Raw genomic sequence first — 17,476 nt, forward strand, 5'->3', positions numbered from 1 at the left:
CCATGAAGAACAAGATTGCGCTCGAAGAGCACTTTGCGATCGACCTCACGATCGCCGACTCGCAGGTCTATGCCCGCCCCGAGGTGTGGCAGGGCCTGAAGAACAACCTGCTCGACTTCGAGCAGCAGCGCCTCGAACAGATGGACGCGTGGGGCACGGAGTTCTCGATCCTCTCGCTGAACTCGCCGGCGGTGCAGGGCATTCCCGACGCGAAGCGCGCCGTCGAGGTGGCGCGGCGCGCCAACGACGTGCTGGCCGAGCAGGTCAGGCGCCACCCCACGCGCTTCGGCGGCTTCGCGGCATTGCCCATGCAAGACCCCGAGGCGGCCGCGCGCGAGCTGGAGCGCTGCGTGAACCAGCTGGGCTTCCATGGCTTCCTGGTGAACGGCTTTTCGCAGGTGGGCGACGAGAACACGGTCGTGTATTGCGACGACGCGCGCTTCAATGATTTCTGGACCGCCGCGGCCGCGCTGGGGAAGCCGTTCTACATGCACCCGCGCGACCCGCTGCTGGGCCGCGAACCGATCTACGACGGCGCGCACTGGCTCACAGGCCCGACCTGGGCCTTCGCGATGGAGACGGCCATCCACGCACTGCGCCTGATGTCCAGCGGCATGTTCGACCGCCACCCCGCGCTGCAGATGATCCTCGGCCATTTCGGCGAAGGCATTCCGTTCAACATCTGGCGCGTCGACCACATCCTGCGCAAGGGCCGCCGCGGCATGCCGTGCGACAGGGAAATCGGCGACTACCTGCGCAGCAACGTGCACATCACCACCAGCGGCAACTTCCGCACGCCCACGCTGCTGTCGACCATGCTCGAGGTGGGCGAGGACCGCATCATGTACTCGGTCGACTACCCGTTCGAGAAGCACGAGGACGCGGCGCGCTGGTTCGACAGCTGCGAGATCAGCGAGAACGACCGCCAGAAGATCGGCCGCGACAACGCGCGCAAGCTGTTCGGGCTGAAGTGACATGAGCGCAGCAAGAGACACCCGCCCCGTGCTCGTGGCCGGCGGCGGCATCGGCGGGCTCGCCGCGGCGCTGGCCCTGGTGCGTGAGGGCTATCGCGTGAAGGTGATCGAGCAGGCCGGGCAGATCGGCGAGATCGGCGCGGGCATTCAGTTGAGCCCCAACGCCTTCGCGGCCTGCGACGCGCTGGGCGTGGGCGAGCATCTGCGGGCCAAGGCGGTCTACACCGAAGAGATGGTGATGTTCGACGCCATCGACGCCAAGCGCGTGGCGAGCATCTCGCTGTCCGAGCAGTTTCGCGAGCGCTTCGGCAACCCGTATGCGGTGATCCACCGCGCCGACATCCACGGTGCGCTGCTCGAGGGCGTGAAGCAGACCACCGAGGGCATCGAGTTCCTGACCTCGACCAGGGTCGTGCACATCGAGCAGGACACCGACGGCGTGACGCTGATCGACGCGCAGGGCGGCCGCCACCAGGGCCAGGCCGTGATCGGCTGCGACGGCGTGCGCTCGGCGGTGCGCCAGCAGTACGTGGGCGACGGCATCCGCGTGTCGGGCCACGTGGTGTTCCGCGCGGTGATCGACACGGCCGACTTCCCCGAGGCATTGCGCTTCACCGCGCCCTGCATCTGGGTCGGCCCCAACTGCCACCTGGTGCACTACCCGCTGAAGGGCGGCGACAAGTTCAACCTGGCCGTCACCTTCCACAGCGACCAGCCCGAGGAGTGGGGATCGATGGACGGCGACCCGGCCGAGGTGCAGCGCTACTTTCGCGCGACCTGCGAGCAGGTGCAGCAGCTGCTGCGCATTCCGAAGGCGTGGAAGCGCTACTCGACGGCCGACCGCAACCCCATCGAGCAATGGACCTTCGGCCGTGCCACGCTGCTGGGCGACGCGGCGCACCCGATGGTGCAGTACCTCGCGCAGGGCGCCTGCACGGCCTGCGAAGACGCGGTGACGCTGGGCCTTGCGCTGCGGCGCGAAGGCGGCGACTGGCCGCGCGCGCTGGCGCTGTACGAGCGCTCCCGCGTGGCGCGCACCGCGCGCGTGGTGTTGTCGGCGCGCGAGATGGGGCGCATCTACCACGCGAAGGGGGTGGAGCGGCTGGTGCGCAACAGCATGTGGACCGGCAGGCCGCAGGCGCGCTTCTACGACGCACTCGAATGGCTCTACGGGTGGACGGCGGCCAACTGCCTCGACGAGGCCGCCGCGTGAAGATGCTGCCGCAATCCCTAGAGACGGGCGGCGGTGCCGGCTCCTCCTCTGCATCTGCTTCTGCCTCTGCCGCCATCGACATTCCCGCGCTGATCGACAGCCACCCGGTCAGCACGTTCCAGAAATGGATCCTGCTGCTGGTCGGCTGCGCCGTGGTGATGGACGGTTTCGACGTGCAGGCCATGGGCTTCGTCGCGCCCGCCATCGTGCACGCCTGGGGCATCGAGAAGGCCGCGCTGGGGCCGGTGTTCGGCGCGGGCCTGTTCGGCATGCTGGTCGGCTCGCTGGTGCTGAGCATCTGCGCCGACCGCATCGGCCGCCGGCCGGTGCTGCTGGGCGCCACGGTGTTCTTCGCGCTGTGCATGCTGGCCACGGCCTTCACGCACACGCTCGACCAGCTGCTGGCGATGCGCTTCATCACCGGCATCGGCCTGGGCGGCATCATGGCCAACGCCAGCGCGCTGGCCAGCGAGTACAGCCCGCAGCGCCGGCGCGTCACGCTGATGATGTGGGTGTCGTGCGGCTTCACGGGCGGCGCGGTGCTGGGCGGGCTGATCTCGGCCGTGCTCATTCCGTGGGGCGGCTGGCAGTCGGTGTTCATCTTCGGCGGCGTGGTGCCGCTGGTGATCGCCGCGCTCATGGCGCGCTACATGCCCGAGTCGATGCAGTTCCTGGTGCTGCGCGGGCGCAGGCTCGACCGCGTGCATCAGTGGCTGGGCCGCATCGCGCCCGGCGTGCGCGTCGGCCCCGGCACGCGCTACGTGGTGCACGAGGCGAAGCAGGACGGCGCGCCCGTGGTCGAGCTGTTCCGCGCGGGGCGCGGGCCGGCCACGCTGCTGCTGTGGGGCATCAACTTCATGAACCTGCTCAACCTGTTCTTCCTGGCCAACTGGCTGCCGACCATCGCGGCCGACGCGGGCTACAGCGCGCGCACCGCGGTGCTGGTGGGCACGCTGCTGCAGGTGGGCGGGGTGGTGGGCACGGTGGCGATGGGGCCGCTGATCGACCGCATCGGCTTCTACCGCGTGCTGGTGCCCGTCTTCGCGGTGGCGGTGGTGGCCATTGCGGTGATCGGGCAACCGGCGCTGCCGCTGGCCCTGCTGCTCGCGGTGGTCATGGTGAGCGGCTTCTGCGTGGTGGGCGCGCAGCCCGCACTCATTGCGCTGGCGTCGGGCGTGTACCCGACCACGGTGCGTGCCACCGGCATGGGCTGGAGCCTGGGCATCGGCCGCGCGGGCTCCATCGTGGGGCCGGTGCTGGCGGGCTGGCTCATCGGGCTGCACTGGACGACCAGTGCGCTCTTCATCGCGGCGGCCGTGCCGGCGCTGCTGTCTTGCGCCATGGTGCTGTGCATGGGGCGCCTCAAATTCACGGGCGCCGCGACGGTGCCCGCACATGTTGGAGAAATGAAATGACGACGAACGAATCCCATCGCGGCGCGGGTCGCTGGACCATGGCGGCACGCGTGTTGATGGCCGTGATCTTCCTGGTGGCCGGTGTGCGCAAGCTCATGACCTACGGCGCCACGCTCGGCTACTTCGCCAAGCTCGGCATTCCGATGGCCGACGTGGTGCTGCCGCTGACCATCGCGCTCGAGGTGGGCGGCGGGCTGCTGCTGGTGGCCGGCTGGCGGGTGCAGTGGGTGGCGGCTGCGCTGGCACTTTTCACGCTGGCCACGGCCTTCACCGCGCACGCGTTCTGGGCCGCCGACGCGGCGCAGTTCGCGGGGCAGCTCAACAACTTCCTGAAGAACGTGGCGATGGTCGGCGGCTTCCTGCTGCTCATCGCCCATGCGGACGGCGGCGCCCGGCAGGCCCGCGCGGGTGGCTGAGCGGAAAACTCCTTTCCGTTCCCGTGGTTGAACGGCCCGCGGGCCCGTTCGACACTCGCGGGGCGAGCCACCGGCGTATCGTGGAAGCCGGCGACCGGCCGCTTCACCATTCGAGAGACAGGAAAGCCATGACCACCCCTTCGTTCGTCTACAACAGCGTGCCCCAGCGGGTGGTGTTCGGCGCCGGGTCGCTGCAGCACCTGGCGCGCGAGATCGACGCGCTCGGCGCGCGCCGCGCGCTGGTGCTGTCCACCCCCGAGCAGCGCCCGCAGGCCGAGCGCGTGGCCGACATGCTGGGCGCGCACGCGGCCGGCGTGTTCGACCGCGCCGTGATGCACGTGCCCATCGAGACCGCGCGCGAGGCACGCGAGGTGGCCCATCGCCTGGGGGCCGACTGCGCCGTGGCCATCGGAGGCGGCTCGACCACCGGGCTGGGCAAGGCGATCGCGCTCGACTCGGGCCTGCCGATCCTCGCCATTCCCACCACCTACGCGGGCTCCGAGATGACGCCGATCTACGGCATCACCGAAGCCGGCATGAAGAAGACGGGCAAGGACTTCAAGGTGCTGCCCCGCACCGTGATCTACGACCCCGAGCTGTCGCTGAGCCTGCCCGTGGCCATGAGCGTGACGAGCGGCATCAACGCCATCGCGCACGCGGCCGAAGGGCTCTACGCGGTCGATTCGAACCCGGTCATGGACCTGATGGCGCAGGAAGGCATTGCGGCGCTGGGCCGCGCGCTGCCGGCCCTTCGCGCTGCGCCCAAGGACCTGGCTGCGCGCAGCGACGCGCTCTACGGCGCGTGGCTGTGCGGCACCGTGCTGGGCAACGTCGGCATGGCGCTGCACCACAAGCTGTGCCACACGCTGGGCGGCAGCTTCAACTTGCCGCATGCGGAAACGCACACCATCGTGCTGCCGCATGCGCTGGCCTACAACGCCGAGGCGGCGCCGCAGGCCATGGCGCGCATCGCGAAGGCGCTGGGAGGCGCCAGCGCCGCGCAGGCGGTGTACGACCTGGCGCGCGACAACGGCGCGCCGGTGGCGCTGCGAGACATCGGCATGAAGGCGTCGGACCTCGACCTGGCGTGCGCGCATGCGCTCACGAACCAGTACCCCAATCCGCGCCCGCTGGTGCGGGACGCGATCCGCGCGCTGTTGCAGAACGCGTGGGAAGGCGTGCGGCCCTGAACCTGCGAAGCCGCACAGCGACGCAGCAGGGCCGCGCCGCTGCTTGCGTTGCTTACAGGCCGGCCTGGCGCGTGAACGACACGGCCGGCTTCTTGTAGGCGGCGGGCACTTCGTCGCGGTAGAACGCGCGGCGGTCCAGGCTCTGCAGCGGGTTGTTCGCGGCGGCCACGGCCTGCGCACGCACGGTGGCGCGGTCGAGCGTGGAGTTGACGGCCACGGTGCCTTCGGCGGCGCTGTCCGAATAGACATTGCCTTCGCGCGCGGCGGCCACGGCTTCGGTCTTGACGTCGGCGCGGCTGGCCGACGAAGTGATGGCATGCACGCCGTCATAGCTTTCCGCGTGCGCGCTGGCGGCGCCCAGCAGGGCGAAGGCGGTGGCGAAGACGGAAGCGGCGATGCGTTGCTTGGAGTTCATGTGAGAGTCCCTTTGATTCACGGTGTGTGGGCGGCGGACATTCGTCGTTGCCACCAATGAAGTGTGAAACCGCGGCGCGATCGGCGCTGTGTGTTTGCGCACCGTTTCGAGCCATCGGAGAGGGCACTGTCACCGTCGCACGGGTTCGATCGCGCCCCTGCCGAACGTACAAAGGCCGGCCTCTGCTTTCGCAAGGGCCGGCCTTGGGGTGCGTGCTCGCCGAAGCGAGACCCGGGCTGCGTGTCGGTTACAGCGGCAGTGCGTCGCCGCGCGCAGCCGCGCGGGCTGCGGCACGCACCGTGGCACGGTCGAGCGTGCTGGCCACCACCGGGGCCGTGCCCGACGAAGCGCCTTCGGCGTAGGGGTTGTCGCTGTGCGCGGCCGCAACGGCTTCGGCGCGGACCGCGGCGCGGCTGGTCGACGAGGCGATCACCGAAGCAGGGCCGGCGTTGGCGCCGTCGGCATAGGGGTTGTCGTTGTGCGCGGCCGCCACGGCGTCGGCGCGCACGTCGGCGCGGCTGGCATACGAGGTGATCGAATGCACGCCTTCGTAGGTTTCCGCGTGTACGGCGCCGGCGGTGCCCAGCATGGCGAATGCGAGGGCGGAAAGAGCGATGCGTTGCCTGGAGTTCATGGTGCGAGTCCCTTCGAGTGTCTGTGTGGGCGGCGGACATTCGTCGTTGCCACGCAGGCAGTGTGAAACTTCACCGCGCTCGGCGCTGTGCGTTTGCGCACCGCTTCAGCCAACTACGCGGGGGCTGAAGCGTGCGGCGCGGCATGGGCCGCCGGATGCGTGGCGTAGAGCACGGCGAGGGGTTCGGAGCGGCCGCGCACCGCGAGCGTTTCGGGCGTGCCCATGGTGTCGGCCACGCCGGCCTGCTCGGCCGCGAACAGCGACACGACAAGGCGCGACGCAGCCGTCTTCGAATGGTCCTGCAGGCGGCTCGCGGTGTTCACCACTTCGCCGATGGCGGTGAAGGTGGTGGTCTCCAGGTAGCCCACCTCGCCCACGGCCGCGCGGCCTGCATGCAGGCCCATGCCGAACTCCAGCCGCTGGCCGAATTGCGCTTCGAAACCTTCGCTCCATGCGTCCATGCGCTGGCCGATCAGCGCGGTCGCGTGCAGGGCTTGCCTGCAGGCGGTGGACAAGTCGCAGTCGAGCCCGAAGATGGCCATCACGCTGTCGCCGATGAACTGGTTGGGCACGCCGCCGCTCTCGCGCACGGCCGCGCCCACGGTGGCGAAATAGCGGTCGAGCACATAGGCCAGGTCGAAGGGCCACTGCCGCTCCGACAGGCCGGACCAGCGCCGCAGGTCGACGAAGAGAATCGCCACGTCGCGCTCGCGCCCGAAGCTGCCGACCGGCGCGGGCCGGCCCTCGTTGGGCAGCGGCGCGAACAGCGGCGTCACCTCGATGTCGCCGCGCGGGCGCAGCTGGCAGGCCAGGCGCACGTCGGACGGCGCGCGCACGCGCTCGAGCGTGCGCTGCTCGTCGCGGCCCGGCTCGCCGATGTGCTCGGCCGGGCCCGCCACGCGCACGCGGCAGGTCGAGCAGCGCGCGCGTCCGCCGCAGACCGACACGTGGTCGATGCCGTGCGAGCGGCTGGCTTCCAGCACGCTCCAGCCGCGCGGCACCTGCACCGTGCGGCCCGGGTAGCGCAGCGTGACCGACGGCTGGCGCGACCAGCGCGCGAAGCCGTTGCGGCCCCAGCGCGCCGCCAGCAGCGCGGCCAGCGCCAGGCCGTAGGCCCACTTGATGCCGTTCTCGGCCGCGCCGAGCGCCTTGCCCTGCTCGGGCGTGGGCAACGCGGCCGGCGGCACGCCGTTCCACTGGAACTCGCGCCCCATCGACACGAAGCCCATCGCCGCGGCCAGCGGCAACACCACCGCAACGGCCAGCAACAGGTGCGAAAAGCGCCGGTACGCCGGCTGGGCGCGCAACGCGAAGTGCAGGCCGAGGCAGCCGTGGGCCCACGCCGCGAGCATCATCAGCAGCTGCGCGGCCGCGCCCTGCCAGTCCCACAGGCCCCAGACCACGCGCACGTAAGAGCCCTCGATGCCGTAGGCCAGGTAGGCGCCGCGCATGGCCGTGAGGTGGGTGGCCAGCAGCAGCGGCAGCGCGAAGCCCAGCAGCACGCGCAGGCCTTCCAGTGGCGGCATGCGCAGGGTGCGGCGCTCCCACAGCGCGACCACGGCCAACGCCAGGTGCGTGGCGGCCGCGCCGTACAGCAGCACGGTGCCCGGCAGGCTGTGCCAGAACTTCTGCACGCCGCGCAGCACCGTTTCGGCGGCGGCGAACGAATAGATGCCCAGCGCGTGGTTCAGCAGGTGGAAGGTGATGTAGGCCATCAGCACCAGCCCGCTCGCCCAGCGCAGATTGCGCCGTGTCGGCGTTCTCAGCGGAAAAAGGGAGCCCGAAGGGGTGCGAGGGGAACGTCTGTCCATGAACGGGTTCGAAGCGGCACCCGAGCATAATCCGCGCGCCTGTTGCAACAGCCCCATTGACCATCGACCTCGACCATCGATCCCCCGCATGGCCAACCCTGACCCCGCTTCCCGTTCCAGCCTCGCGCTGCGCCAGATCGCGCTACTCGAGGGCCTCTCCGACCAGCGCCTGGCGCTGCTGGCGCAGCAATGCCTGTGGCACAGCGTGGAGGCCGGCAAGCCCTTGCTGCTGCGCGCCGAGCAGCAGGGCGAGGTGTTCCTGCTGGTGTCCGGCCGGGTGCGGGTGACGACCTATTCGGCCAACGGCCGGCAGGTGACCTTCCGCGATTCGGAGGCCGGCGAGCATTTCGGCGACATCGCGGCCATCGATGGCGGCCCGCGTTCGGCCGACGTGGTCACGCTGGCGCCCAGCGTGGTGGCCAGCCTGGACCGGGCGGCCTTCATGGCGCTGCTGCGCGACGAGCCGCTCGTGGCCGAGCGGGTGATGCAGCGGCTGGCGTCTTTGGTGCGCCAGCTGTCGGAACGCGTGATCGACCTGAGCACCCTGGGCGTGCAGAACCGACTGCATGCCGAGCTGCTGCGCCTGGCCCGCAGCGCCGGCGCGCACGACGGCGACGACAACCAGTCCCGGCTGGACCCCGCGCCCAAGCATGCGGCGCTGGCCAGCCAGATCAGCACCAACCGCGAGCAGGTGACCCGCGAACTCAATGTGCTGGTGCGCAGCGGCGTGCTGCGCAAGGACGAGAAGGCCCTGCTGGTGACCGACCTGGCCCGGCTGGCGTCGATGGTCTCGCAGGTGCGGGGCGACGCGGGCTGAGCCTGCTGTAGCGGGCTGTAGCGGGCTGGGGCCTCGGGCCTCAATCGGCCTTGATGTTGGAGCCTTCGAGCTTGGCCTGGCCCTTGGCCAGGCGCTGGAGCTTGCTTTCCTTGGCTTGCGTGTTCGTGAAGTCCACCGAACGGGCGATGGTGTTGCCGGTCAGTTCGAGCTTGGCGATTCGGCTGTTGGACAGGTCGAGGTGGTCGAAGGTGTTGCGCTCGAGGCGAACTTCGGCGCTGTTGAGGTAGCTTGCGTCCACCCGGCCCATTCGGCTGTTCACGATGGTGAAGCTTCGATTGAGCTTGGGTGCAACCTTCCTGGCGTCCGAGCCCAAGGCGCCGAAGCCGAAATTGATGGGTTTCGTTCCCCCGGAGATCTGCACCGAGTCGATCAGCGCATGCTGCGTATCGGCGGAGACCAATTCGAACGCGAACTCGAAGCCCGGGGACGGCGTGAACTGGCTGGCACGAAGGGTCACGCGGGGAGCGCCCCGTATCCAGCCGTTGACCGATCCGCCTCTGACGCGCTCCATCAACACATCGCCCTTGATCGTCGCGTTGGTCAATTCGAGGTTGTCCAGCACGGTGTCACGGATCGTCAGGGATTGGAGGTCTGCGGCCGCCAGGTTGAACGTGCCGCGCAGCTTGCTGCGCTCGATCAATACCGCGGAGCTCAAGGAGTCATCGCCGCTGTTTGCGGCACTGTCTGTATGTACGGACACGTCGTCGCACTCGCATTCGACGATCGTCAACCCCGCGTCGCCGGCCCAGTTGATCCACTTGGCCTTGCAGTTGATGAAACTGACCTCGCCCGACGAGCCCACCGTACCCTGTTGATTGCGGTCCGGACTCGTGCCTTCGAATGCACATGATTCGAACCGCGTGTTCTTGCTTTCTTTTTCCGCGAACATCACGGGCGCGCCTGTCCAGCGGCACCGAAGAAACTGCACGTTGTTCGTGACGCCATAGCTCAGGATGCCAGCGAAACTGCAGTCCTGAAAGACGACGTTCTCCATGGCGCGTGGGCCGATGTCGTAGGCGCCGATGAAGCTGCAGTTCCTGAACACGACATTGCGCCATGTCATGCCATCGAAGCGCTCGCCACTGAACTCGGCGTCGTCTACTGCAAGGAGGACATCGCCAACCTCCTGCTTGCGAAAATCAGGGTCCTTCAGGTAGGTGAAGGTCTTCCCCAGGCTTCGGATGTGCTTTCTGGTTCTCACGTTGCATCCCATCGATAAAGTGACGCAGCTACAGCCCAATGCAATAGCCATGAAGTGGCGGCGATCTATTTGGATGCGTCTCTCCTGATGGCCCGATCCTTCGGGATGTATCCCTTGCTTTGGTAGTGCGTCGCAAGGAAGTCCCAATCCGGCACTTGCCCATGCTCGCCGTCCCTGCGCTGCATGAAGTCATGGGTGCCGGCGCCGGTCTGCGAGCTGCCGATGTCCAGCGGGAACACCCATGGATCGTTCTCCCACTTCATGTCGGCACTCCAGTCGGGAACGTCCTTGCCCTTCTCCGGTCCCTCGGTGTATCTGCCTGTCGTGGGCTTCTTCAGGACGATTTCGCAGAAGGCCTGTGCCACGCGCCGCGTGACGACCGGCGCAGTCCCCCGCGCCGGGTTGGCAGCAGCACCGACGGCGGGACGCTTCGCAGCCGTCACCATCGCGCTCTCCAGTGTGGCCAGCTCGGCCGCCGAGAAGACCAGCACGCTGCCGTCCTTGCCCCGGATCAGGGTGGGCGCCAGGCGGTGCCATGCGGGTTCCGCTTGTCCCGTGCCGCCAGCCTTGCTCTTCTTCAGTTCGCAGACCCACACCTTCACCGCAGCGATGCAATCGAGCTTCTGCACCTGCTCGCTCAAGCGCATCCTGACCGTGGCTGGCCGCCGTCTGGCACCCGCGCCCGCGCGGCTTTCCCACTCGAAGACCACGGGCGACTTGCCGCGCTGGAGGATGTACAGGTAGTCCAGCGCCACGCACAGCCGAGGCTTCTCGTTGTACGGGGTGCCGCTGGCGCGTCCGGTGCGCAGCGTCTTGACCTGTTCGATGCTGCGGCCAGCGCAGTCGAGGCGGCTGCCTGCGGGTGGGCGCAAGGTGTGGCCGTTGAGTTCGCCGGCCAGGTTCTGCACGCCGATGGGGCCGCCGCAGGAACTCACCACGAACTGCGTGCCGCTGTCGGCCGCGGCAACGCTTTTTCCCTGGTACATGCCGGGGTCGCGCCGGCCGGTGACCGTGACCGTGGGCGCACCGGCGGCGTTGCGCCCGTGCCTGACGGTGTACAGGGCGCTGCGGTGGCTGTGCCCGCTCAGGTGCCAGTCCACGCGCGCCGGCTTCCCCGGCACGCCCGCGCAGTTCTCGAAGTACCACCGGAGGTTGCGTTCGCAGGTGCCGAAGTTCGCGTCGTTGAAGCCGGCCGAACCCGACACGGCGGCCGGGGAGAAACCGTCCGCGCTCAGTGTGCCGCGGGGCGCGTTGTCGGGCACGAAGCTCAACTCTTCCTGCAGCGCCGCCTTGCTGTAGTTGACCATGGTGAAGTGGCTCGCCACCACGAGCGGCGCCTGGCTCTGCCCCTTGAGCGCCAGGGCCTGCCGCAACACGGCCTGCTGTGCCGCGTCGATGCTGGCGCTGGCGCGCGGCAGGATCATGTAGCTGTGGCGGTCGGTGCCCGCGGGCACCGCGCCTTCGAGGTTCATGAAGTTTTCCGTTTCGCCCCACGCCAGGCCGACCAGCACCTGCCGCGGCGGCGAGACCACGTCGCCCTGGCTGGGCAGCGCAATGCAGAAGTCCGCCAGCGGCGTGAACAGGACCCCGAACCAGTCGAAGTTGGCCGTCGTGAAATTCAGGCTGGTCCAGGTTTCGCCGTAGGTCGGGCCGTAGGCGAGCGTGGCTTCCAGCACGGTCAAGTTGTGGTCGGCCGGAATGCCCGGGTTGGCCTGGGCGCCCCAGAACTTGCTGGCGGCGTCCACGTCCTGCCTGTGGATGGCGAGCCGCTTGTCCAGTCCGGCCAGGAGTGCGCCGTTGGCCTGCAGCGCGGCGCGAGCGTCCGTGCGCGCTGTCTTGACCGCCAGATGCGCCGAAGCGGCCTGCGCCCGCACCGCGGATTGCGCACCGACCACACCGGCGCGCACACCCAGGTCGGCTGCCAGGGTGCCGAGGTCGTCCGCGGCGCCCGCCAGCTTCAAGCCGACGCTGGCAACCGCCCGGTCGACGCCGATGGTGCCGTGGCCCACGGCACCGACGATGCCGGTGTAGGCGTCCCAGAGTTCACCGACGGCGGCATTGGTGGCGTCGGCCACGGTCTGCCGGGCGCTGCCAAGCGCGCGCTGGTAGAGCCGCCAGGCGTGCGTGGCAAGGCCCGTGCCGGAAGGAATTTGCACAGCCTGCGCCGTGACCCTGGGCTGCCCCGCCTTGACCTGCCGCAGGTATTCGTCGAGTGCCGAGTGGGCCTTGTCCGCCGCGGCGTTGCTGTCGGCTTGCAGGCGGGCCAGTGCGGCCTGCGTCTGCTGGCGGGACGTTTCCAGCGCCTTGGCTGCAGCGCCGCCTGCACCGTGGGCGGCCGCCATGGCGGCGTCGCCGATCTCTTCGATCCTGGCGTCGAGCGCGTCCGACGCCTTGATGAAGTCGAGCCAGCAGGTCTCGGTCCTGCGCATCGTGGCCCGCAGGATTTCCATCGCCCCGAGCGCCGCGCCCCACAGACCCACGCGCGGGTAGACGCCATAGGCCACGTCGTACGCCTCGTGGTTGCCGGTGGTCATGAAGACGGGCAGCTTGAGCTCGTTGTAGGCGTAGCGCACCAGGCTGAAGGCGAGCATGTCGTCCTGCCCGCGCGGGTACAGGTCGGGTTCCCTGGGGTTGTTGAGCTTGTTCAGGACGTTGAAGCGCTTCCATTGCTCGCCGATGTGGGCGTCGGGCACCTTGCGCGGATCGACATTGCGATTGAAGTCGATCAGGTCGCCGGTGAGCAGCAAGGCGGTGTCGGGCTTCCTGCCGGCGCCGATCTCGTCGAACAGGGCCTTGAGCGCGTTGAAGGCGTCGCACACCAGCGTGCCCACTGCCGGCCGGGCATCGCCGGTGAACTGCGGGTCTTCGATCACGTGGGCGGGCGACTTGGCGAGCGCCCGGTGGCGCACGCTGATGTGCACGTCGCTCAGGTGCCCGAGCTTCAGCGGCGCATGGCTCGGCAGGCGAATGACGGGGTGCCATGCCGCAAGGCGCGCGCCGGTCTCGATGTAGAGCGATTCGGCGGACTTGCCCGTCCGGCCCACGTCGTACTCGAGCAGCGCCGCCTCCTTGCCGCGACGCGAAACGGCGGGCGCGTTGGTTGCCTGGTGGCGGTGGCTGTCGGTCTGGACCTGTTGCGCCAGGAAGGCTTCGACCAGCAGGTCCTGTGCGTGGACTGTTGCCGTCTGGCAAAGCGATGGAAAGTCCTGCTTCTGTGCCTTGGTGGGCCTCACCATCCAGGCGAAGCTCTTGAAAACGCCGGTGTCGGGCTTGACCGCGAGCCTGGCGATGTCGAGTTCCACTTCGTACACATGGCCGCCCGCGAAACCAGCGGCGGCGTAGGCCCTGACGGCCTGCGGAGCGAGGGTGGCGAACACTTCGCCCTTCTGGTTGTAGACGAGGGCGCCCGCCTCGAACCGGGCGACCTGCCAGACCTTGATGGCGGTCCTGGCGATGCCGCAGTCCTTGCCGTCGCCGGTGAGTTCGCCCAGGTCGATGTCGGCGTCGGGCTTGGGGCCTTTCATGCCCACGAGCCGAAGGTGGCGCGCCACGACGGCCGACGCGTCCTTGTCCAGGGGGACGACGCTGGAGCGCCCGTCTGCGGTCTTGCGGGCCGCCTGGCCGTTGGCCGCGCCGAGGGACGCGGCGGCGATGAAGACGCTGCACCGGGTCTGGTCGGGGCCCAGCAGCAGCGGGGTGCCCAGGCTGGGGTAGAGGATCAGCGCCAGCTTCGGCGCCGGCTCGCTGCAGTCGCACACACCGGCCGTGGGAGCGTCAGCCATGGCGGGCGTCCTGTGCCGCCGGTGGCGGCTCGGCCGATTTCAATGCCGGCGCTGCTGCTGCCGGGCGCGTCCCCTGCGTGTCCATGGTGTGTTCCTCCCGATCGACCGAGTGCTGCCACCTCTTCGGGTTCGCAGCCGCTGTCGCCGTGGGTCGATGACGACCCGCACCCGTGACAAGGCTCGGGCGACGGGGGATTGTGGGGTGGCGTGTCCGGGCCGGCGCGGGCAGTTCTTCACGAAGGCGCGAGGATTCGCAGGCGCGCCGAACGAAACGACGAAAACGACAAAAAGGACAAAAAAATGCCCGCACGGGGCGGGCATTCAGGGCAGGAGCACAGGAGCCGGGCGTGCCTGGCGCCCGAAGGGCCGCGTCAGTTGAACTTGCCCCGCACGCCACCCACGCTGAAGCGCCCCGCGCCCAGCAGCACCACCGTCAGCGCGCCGAACAGGTACAGGCCCTGCAGTTCCAGCGCCCAGCCGCCCTGCTTGGTGAGCGCGAACATGTCGGCCATGTGCACCAGGCCGAAGGCCACCAGCATGTTGATGACCACCACGGCCGCCGCGGCGCGGGTGAAGACGCCCGCGATCATCAGCAGCGGCGCGACGATCTCGCCCACGTACACCAGGTAGGCCAGCCCGCCCGGCAGGCCGGCCTTGGCCAGCATGCCGCCGATGAAGCCCACGCCGGCCGACAGCTTGAAGATGCCGTGCAGCAGCACCAGCAGGCCGATCGTCACGCGGATCAGCAGCTTGCCGGCGTCGTCCGTGTTGGCGGGGGAAAGGGCGGACAGCGACGGTGCGATCGGCGCACGCGTGGTGTTGGCGGCTACGGCCTGGGTGTTCATGGCAGATCCTTGGAAATGGGAGGGCCCGCCGCGGAATGCGGCGGTTGCGGTTCCAGTGTGCGCAGCCGGCCGGGGCCGGGATGTGCGTTTACGCACATGTTTTGGCGGAAAGGCCCGCCGTGCGGGTCAGTGGGGGCCGAAGCGCCCGGTCCACTTGCGCTCGTAGTCCATCTTCTGGAAGTGCGCCGCCATGAAGTCGATGAAGCTGCGCACCTTGGCCGACAGGTGCTTGCGGCTCGGGTACGCCAGGTTGATGGCCAGGTGCGGCAGGTCCCAGTCGTCCAGCGTCGGCACCAGCCGGCCGGCCACGATGTCCTCGTAGACGATGTAGGTCGGCTGCACCAGGATGCCCATGCCGTCGAGCGCGGCGGCGCGCAGCACCTGGCCGTCGTTCGACTCGAGCAGGCCCGTGACCGACACCGTGCGCGTCTCCGCGCCCCGGCTGAAGCGCAGCTCGTTCGGGTTGTTTGCGTGCGTGTAGATCAGCAGCTTGTGCTGCTGGAGTTCGTCGAGCGTCTTCGGAAAGCCGTGCTGCGCGAAGTAGCGCGGCGAGGCCGCCAGGATGCGCCGCGTCTCGCCGAGCCGGCGGATCGTCACGTTCGAATCGGGCTCGTACTCGCGTGTGCGGATCGCCACGTCGATGTTGTTGTCGATCAGGTCGAAGTAGCGGTTGGCCGCCTCCACGTGCACCGTCACGCCCGGGTAGCGCTGCGTGTACTCGCGCAAGAGCGGCGCGATGTGGTGGATCGAGAACGACAGCGAGGCCGTCACGCGCAGCGTGCCGGTCGGGTTGAGCGCGGTGGCGTTCACGGTCGATTCGGCGTCCGACAGGTCGGCCAGGATGGTGCGGGCGCGGCCGCAGAACTCGCGGCCGGTGTCGGTGAGGTACAGCCGGCGCGTGTTGCGCTCGACCAGCCGCGCGCCCAGGCGGGCTTCCAGCGCGCTCAGGTGGCGGCTGGCCGCGGCATTCGACAGGCCCAGCGCCTCGGCCGCGCGGCTCAGGCTGCCGGCATCGGCGATCTGCACCAGCAGGGCGATTTCGGTCCAGCGGTCCATGGGGCGTTGTCTCCGGGGCGTGTCTTGGGCTTGTCTTTTGTCGGGCCGGGCGATTTTGGCGCAGCAAGGGGCGCGACCGTTCCGCTTGGCGGAAAAATCATTTGCGCCCCGGGTGCTTTCATGGGAACCGCGCGCGGCCTACAGTGCGCCGTACCCACCAGAGACAACACGGAGACGCCACGATGCGCAACCTCAACCAGGACAACATCACGCAGGCCGTGCTCGCACGCTTCGCCGACACCCCGAGCCCGCGGCTGCGCGAGATCATGACCAGCCTCGTGCAGCACCTGCACGCCTTCGCCCGCGAGGTGAAGCTCACCGAGGAAGAGTGGTTCCAGGGCATCCAGTACCTCACGGCCACCGGCCAGAAGTGCGACGACAAGCGCCAGGAGTTCATCCTGCTGTCGGACGTGCTGGGCCTGTCGATGCTCACCATCGCGATGAACAACGACAAGCCCGCCGGCTGCACCGAGGCCACCGTGTTCGGCCCCTTCTACTTCGACGGCGCGCCCGAGTACGCGCACGGCGACGACGTGGCCAACGGCGCCGAGGGCGAGCCTTGCGACGTGTACGCCACGGTGCGCGGCCTCGACGGCGAGCCGGTGGCCCATGCGGTCGTCGACGTGTGGCAGGCCGATGCCGGCGGCCACTACGACGTGCAGCACGCCGGGCTCGACCATGCCGAGAACCGCGGCACGCTGCGCACGGCGGCCGACGGCTCGCTGCACTTTCGCAGCGTGGTGGCGGTGGCCTATCCGATTCCGGTCGACGGCCCCGTGGGCGACCTGCTGCGCGCCACCAAGCGCCACCCGTGGCGGCCCGCGCACCTGCATTTCAAGATCGAGGCGCCGGGCTACGAGCGGCTCATCACCCACGTGTTCCGCGACGGCGACGAGTGGCTCGACTCCGACGCGGTGTTCGCGGTGCGCCAGTCGCTGGTGGCGCCGTGGACGAAGCAGGCCGACGGCCGCTGGCGGCTGGACTTCGACTTCGTGCTGAACCCGCTGAAGGAACCGGCCGCACAGCCCGCCTGAGCCTCGGAAAACCAAGGAAAAGAGACAACGCAAATGAACGACACCTTGCAGCAGGAGCTGCTGATCCGCCAGATGATCGAACGCTGGGCCGTGTGGCGCGACGCCGGCGACTGGGAACGCTTTGCCACCGTGTGGCATCCCGACGGCGTGATGATGGCGACCTGGTTCCAGGGCCCGTACGCCGAGTTCATCCGCGTCACGCAGGAAGGCTGGGCCAAGGGCGTGAGCATTCTTCACTTCCTGGGCGGCTCGGCCATCGAGGTGGCGGGCGAGCGTGCCATCGCGCAGACCAAGATGACCATCTCGCAGCGCGGCATGGTCGAGGGCGTGCTGTGCGACGTGGTGTGCACCGGCCGCTTCTACGACTTCGTGGAAAAGCACGGCGGCGAGTGGAAGCTGCTGCACCGCCAGCCCATCTACGAGAAGGACCGCATCGACCCGGTCGACCCTGCCGCCACCGTCGCGCTCGACGCGGCCGTGCTGGCCGGCCTGCCCGAGGGCTACCGCCACCTCACCTACATCCAGCAGCGCATCGGCTACACGGTGAAGCTCGACATGCCGATGCTCAAGGGCCCGGCGGTGGAGGCCCTCTACAGGCGCGGCGCCGACTGGCTGGCCGGAGGGGCGCTCGAACGCTGAGGGCGGCTGGGCG

Annotated in this window: 15 protein-coding genes; 8 read left to right on the forward strand and 7 right to left on the reverse strand. The window is 69.2% G+C overall.

The features are described from left to right. Positions 1 to 2: 2 nt before the first annotated feature. The 5 genes from BM013_RS31105 (at position 3) to BM013_RS31125 (ending at position 5,208) form a co-directional block, all read left to right on the forward strand. Positions 3 to 974, forward strand: coding sequence for an amidohydrolase family protein (locus tag BM013_RS31105; RefSeq protein WP_093132594.1), 972 nt, complete (start codon positions 3 to 5; stop codon positions 972 to 974). 1 nt (position 975) lies between these two features. Then, complete coding sequence (locus tag BM013_RS31110) at positions 976 to 2,187, forward strand: 3-hydroxybenzoate 6-monooxygenase (RefSeq protein WP_093132341.1); 1,212 nt, start codon at positions 976 to 978, stop codon at positions 2,185 to 2,187. A 2-nt stretch (positions 2,188 to 2,189) separates the two neighbouring features. Further along, positions 2,190 to 3,602 carry an MFS transporter gene (locus BM013_RS31115; protein WP_093132595.1) on the forward strand — a complete coding sequence of 471 codons (1,413 nt, stop codon included), beginning with the start codon at positions 2,190 to 2,192 and terminating at the stop codon, positions 3,600 to 3,602. After that, a complete protein-coding gene (locus tag BM013_RS31120) occupies positions 3,599 to 4,018 on the forward strand; it encodes a DoxX family protein (protein WP_256221793.1) in 420 nt (139 codons plus the stop codon). The genes BM013_RS31115 and BM013_RS31120 overlap by 4 nt, the downstream gene beginning before the upstream one ends. A 128-nt stretch (positions 4,019 to 4,146) precedes the next feature. After that, entirely contained in the window at positions 4,147 to 5,208 is a 1,062-nt protein-coding gene (locus tag BM013_RS31125; RefSeq protein ID WP_093132343.1) for a maleylacetate reductase, read from the forward strand. Positions 5,209 to 5,260: 52 nt separating this feature from the next. On the opposite strand, the gene BM013_RS31130 is transcribed toward BM013_RS31125, so the two are convergent. From BM013_RS31130 to BM013_RS31140, 3 genes are all read right to left on the reverse strand, one after another. Beyond that, on the reverse strand, positions 5,261 to 5,623 hold the full coding sequence (locus BM013_RS31130; protein WP_093132345.1) for an alpha/beta hydrolase: 363 nt from the start codon (positions 5,621 to 5,623) through the stop codon (positions 5,261 to 5,263). A 247-nt stretch (positions 5,624 to 5,870) separates the two neighbouring features. Beyond that, positions 5,871 to 6,257, reverse strand: a complete 387-nt coding sequence (locus BM013_RS31135) for a helicase SNF2 (protein WP_093132347.1) — start codon at positions 6,255 to 6,257, stop codon at positions 5,871 to 5,873. 113 nt (positions 6,258 to 6,370) lie between these two features. Further along, entirely contained in the window at positions 6,371 to 8,068 is a 1,698-nt protein-coding gene (locus BM013_RS31140) for an adenylate/guanylate cyclase domain-containing protein (protein WP_093132349.1), read from the reverse strand. Positions 8,069 to 8,156: 88 nt separating this feature from the next. On the opposite strand from BM013_RS31140, the gene BM013_RS31145 reads away from it, so the two are divergent. Then, positions 8,157 to 8,885, forward strand: coding sequence for a Crp/Fnr family transcriptional regulator (locus BM013_RS31145; protein WP_093132351.1), 729 nt, complete (start codon positions 8,157 to 8,159; stop codon positions 8,883 to 8,885). 40 nt (positions 8,886 to 8,925) lie between these two features. On the opposite strand, the gene BM013_RS31150 is transcribed toward BM013_RS31145, so the two are convergent. From BM013_RS31150 to BM013_RS31165, 4 genes are all read right to left on the reverse strand, one after another. Beyond that, positions 8,926 to 10,107 carry a hypothetical protein gene (locus BM013_RS31150; RefSeq protein WP_143098422.1) on the reverse strand — a complete coding sequence of 394 codons (1,182 nt, stop codon included), beginning with the start codon at positions 10,105 to 10,107 and terminating at the stop codon, positions 8,926 to 8,928. Between the two features lie 65 nt (positions 10,108 to 10,172). Continuing rightward, positions 10,173 to 13,889 carry a metallophosphoesterase gene (locus BM013_RS31155; protein WP_093132355.1) on the reverse strand — a complete coding sequence of 1,239 codons (3,717 nt, stop codon included), beginning with the start codon at positions 13,887 to 13,889 and terminating at the stop codon, positions 10,173 to 10,175. A 371-nt stretch (positions 13,890 to 14,260) separates the two neighbouring features. Further along, positions 14,261 to 14,734, reverse strand: a complete 474-nt coding sequence (locus BM013_RS31160) for a DoxX family protein (protein WP_093132357.1) — start codon at positions 14,732 to 14,734, stop codon at positions 14,261 to 14,263. Positions 14,735 to 14,860: 126 nt separating this feature from the next. Continuing rightward, positions 14,861 to 15,790, reverse strand: a complete 930-nt coding sequence (locus BM013_RS31165; protein ID WP_093132359.1) for a LysR family transcriptional regulator — start codon at positions 15,788 to 15,790, stop codon at positions 14,861 to 14,863. Positions 15,791 to 15,972: 182 nt separating this feature from the next. On the opposite strand from BM013_RS31165, the gene BM013_RS31170 reads away from it, so the two are divergent. Beyond that, a complete protein-coding gene (locus tag BM013_RS31170; protein ID WP_093132361.1) occupies positions 15,973 to 16,824 on the forward strand; it encodes an intradiol ring-cleavage dioxygenase in 852 nt (283 codons plus the stop codon). A 33-nt stretch (positions 16,825 to 16,857) separates the two neighbouring features. After that, complete coding sequence (locus tag BM013_RS31175; RefSeq protein ID WP_093132363.1) at positions 16,858 to 17,463, forward strand: nuclear transport factor 2 family protein; 606 nt, start codon at positions 16,858 to 16,860, stop codon at positions 17,461 to 17,463. The last annotated feature ends 13 nt before the right edge of the window (positions 17,464 to 17,476 follow it).

The sequence above is a fragment of the Variovorax sp. OK605 genome, assembly GCF_900115445.1.
In the GTDB taxonomy this organism is placed as follows: domain Bacteria; phylum Pseudomonadota; class Gammaproteobacteria; order Burkholderiales; family Burkholderiaceae_C; genus Variovorax.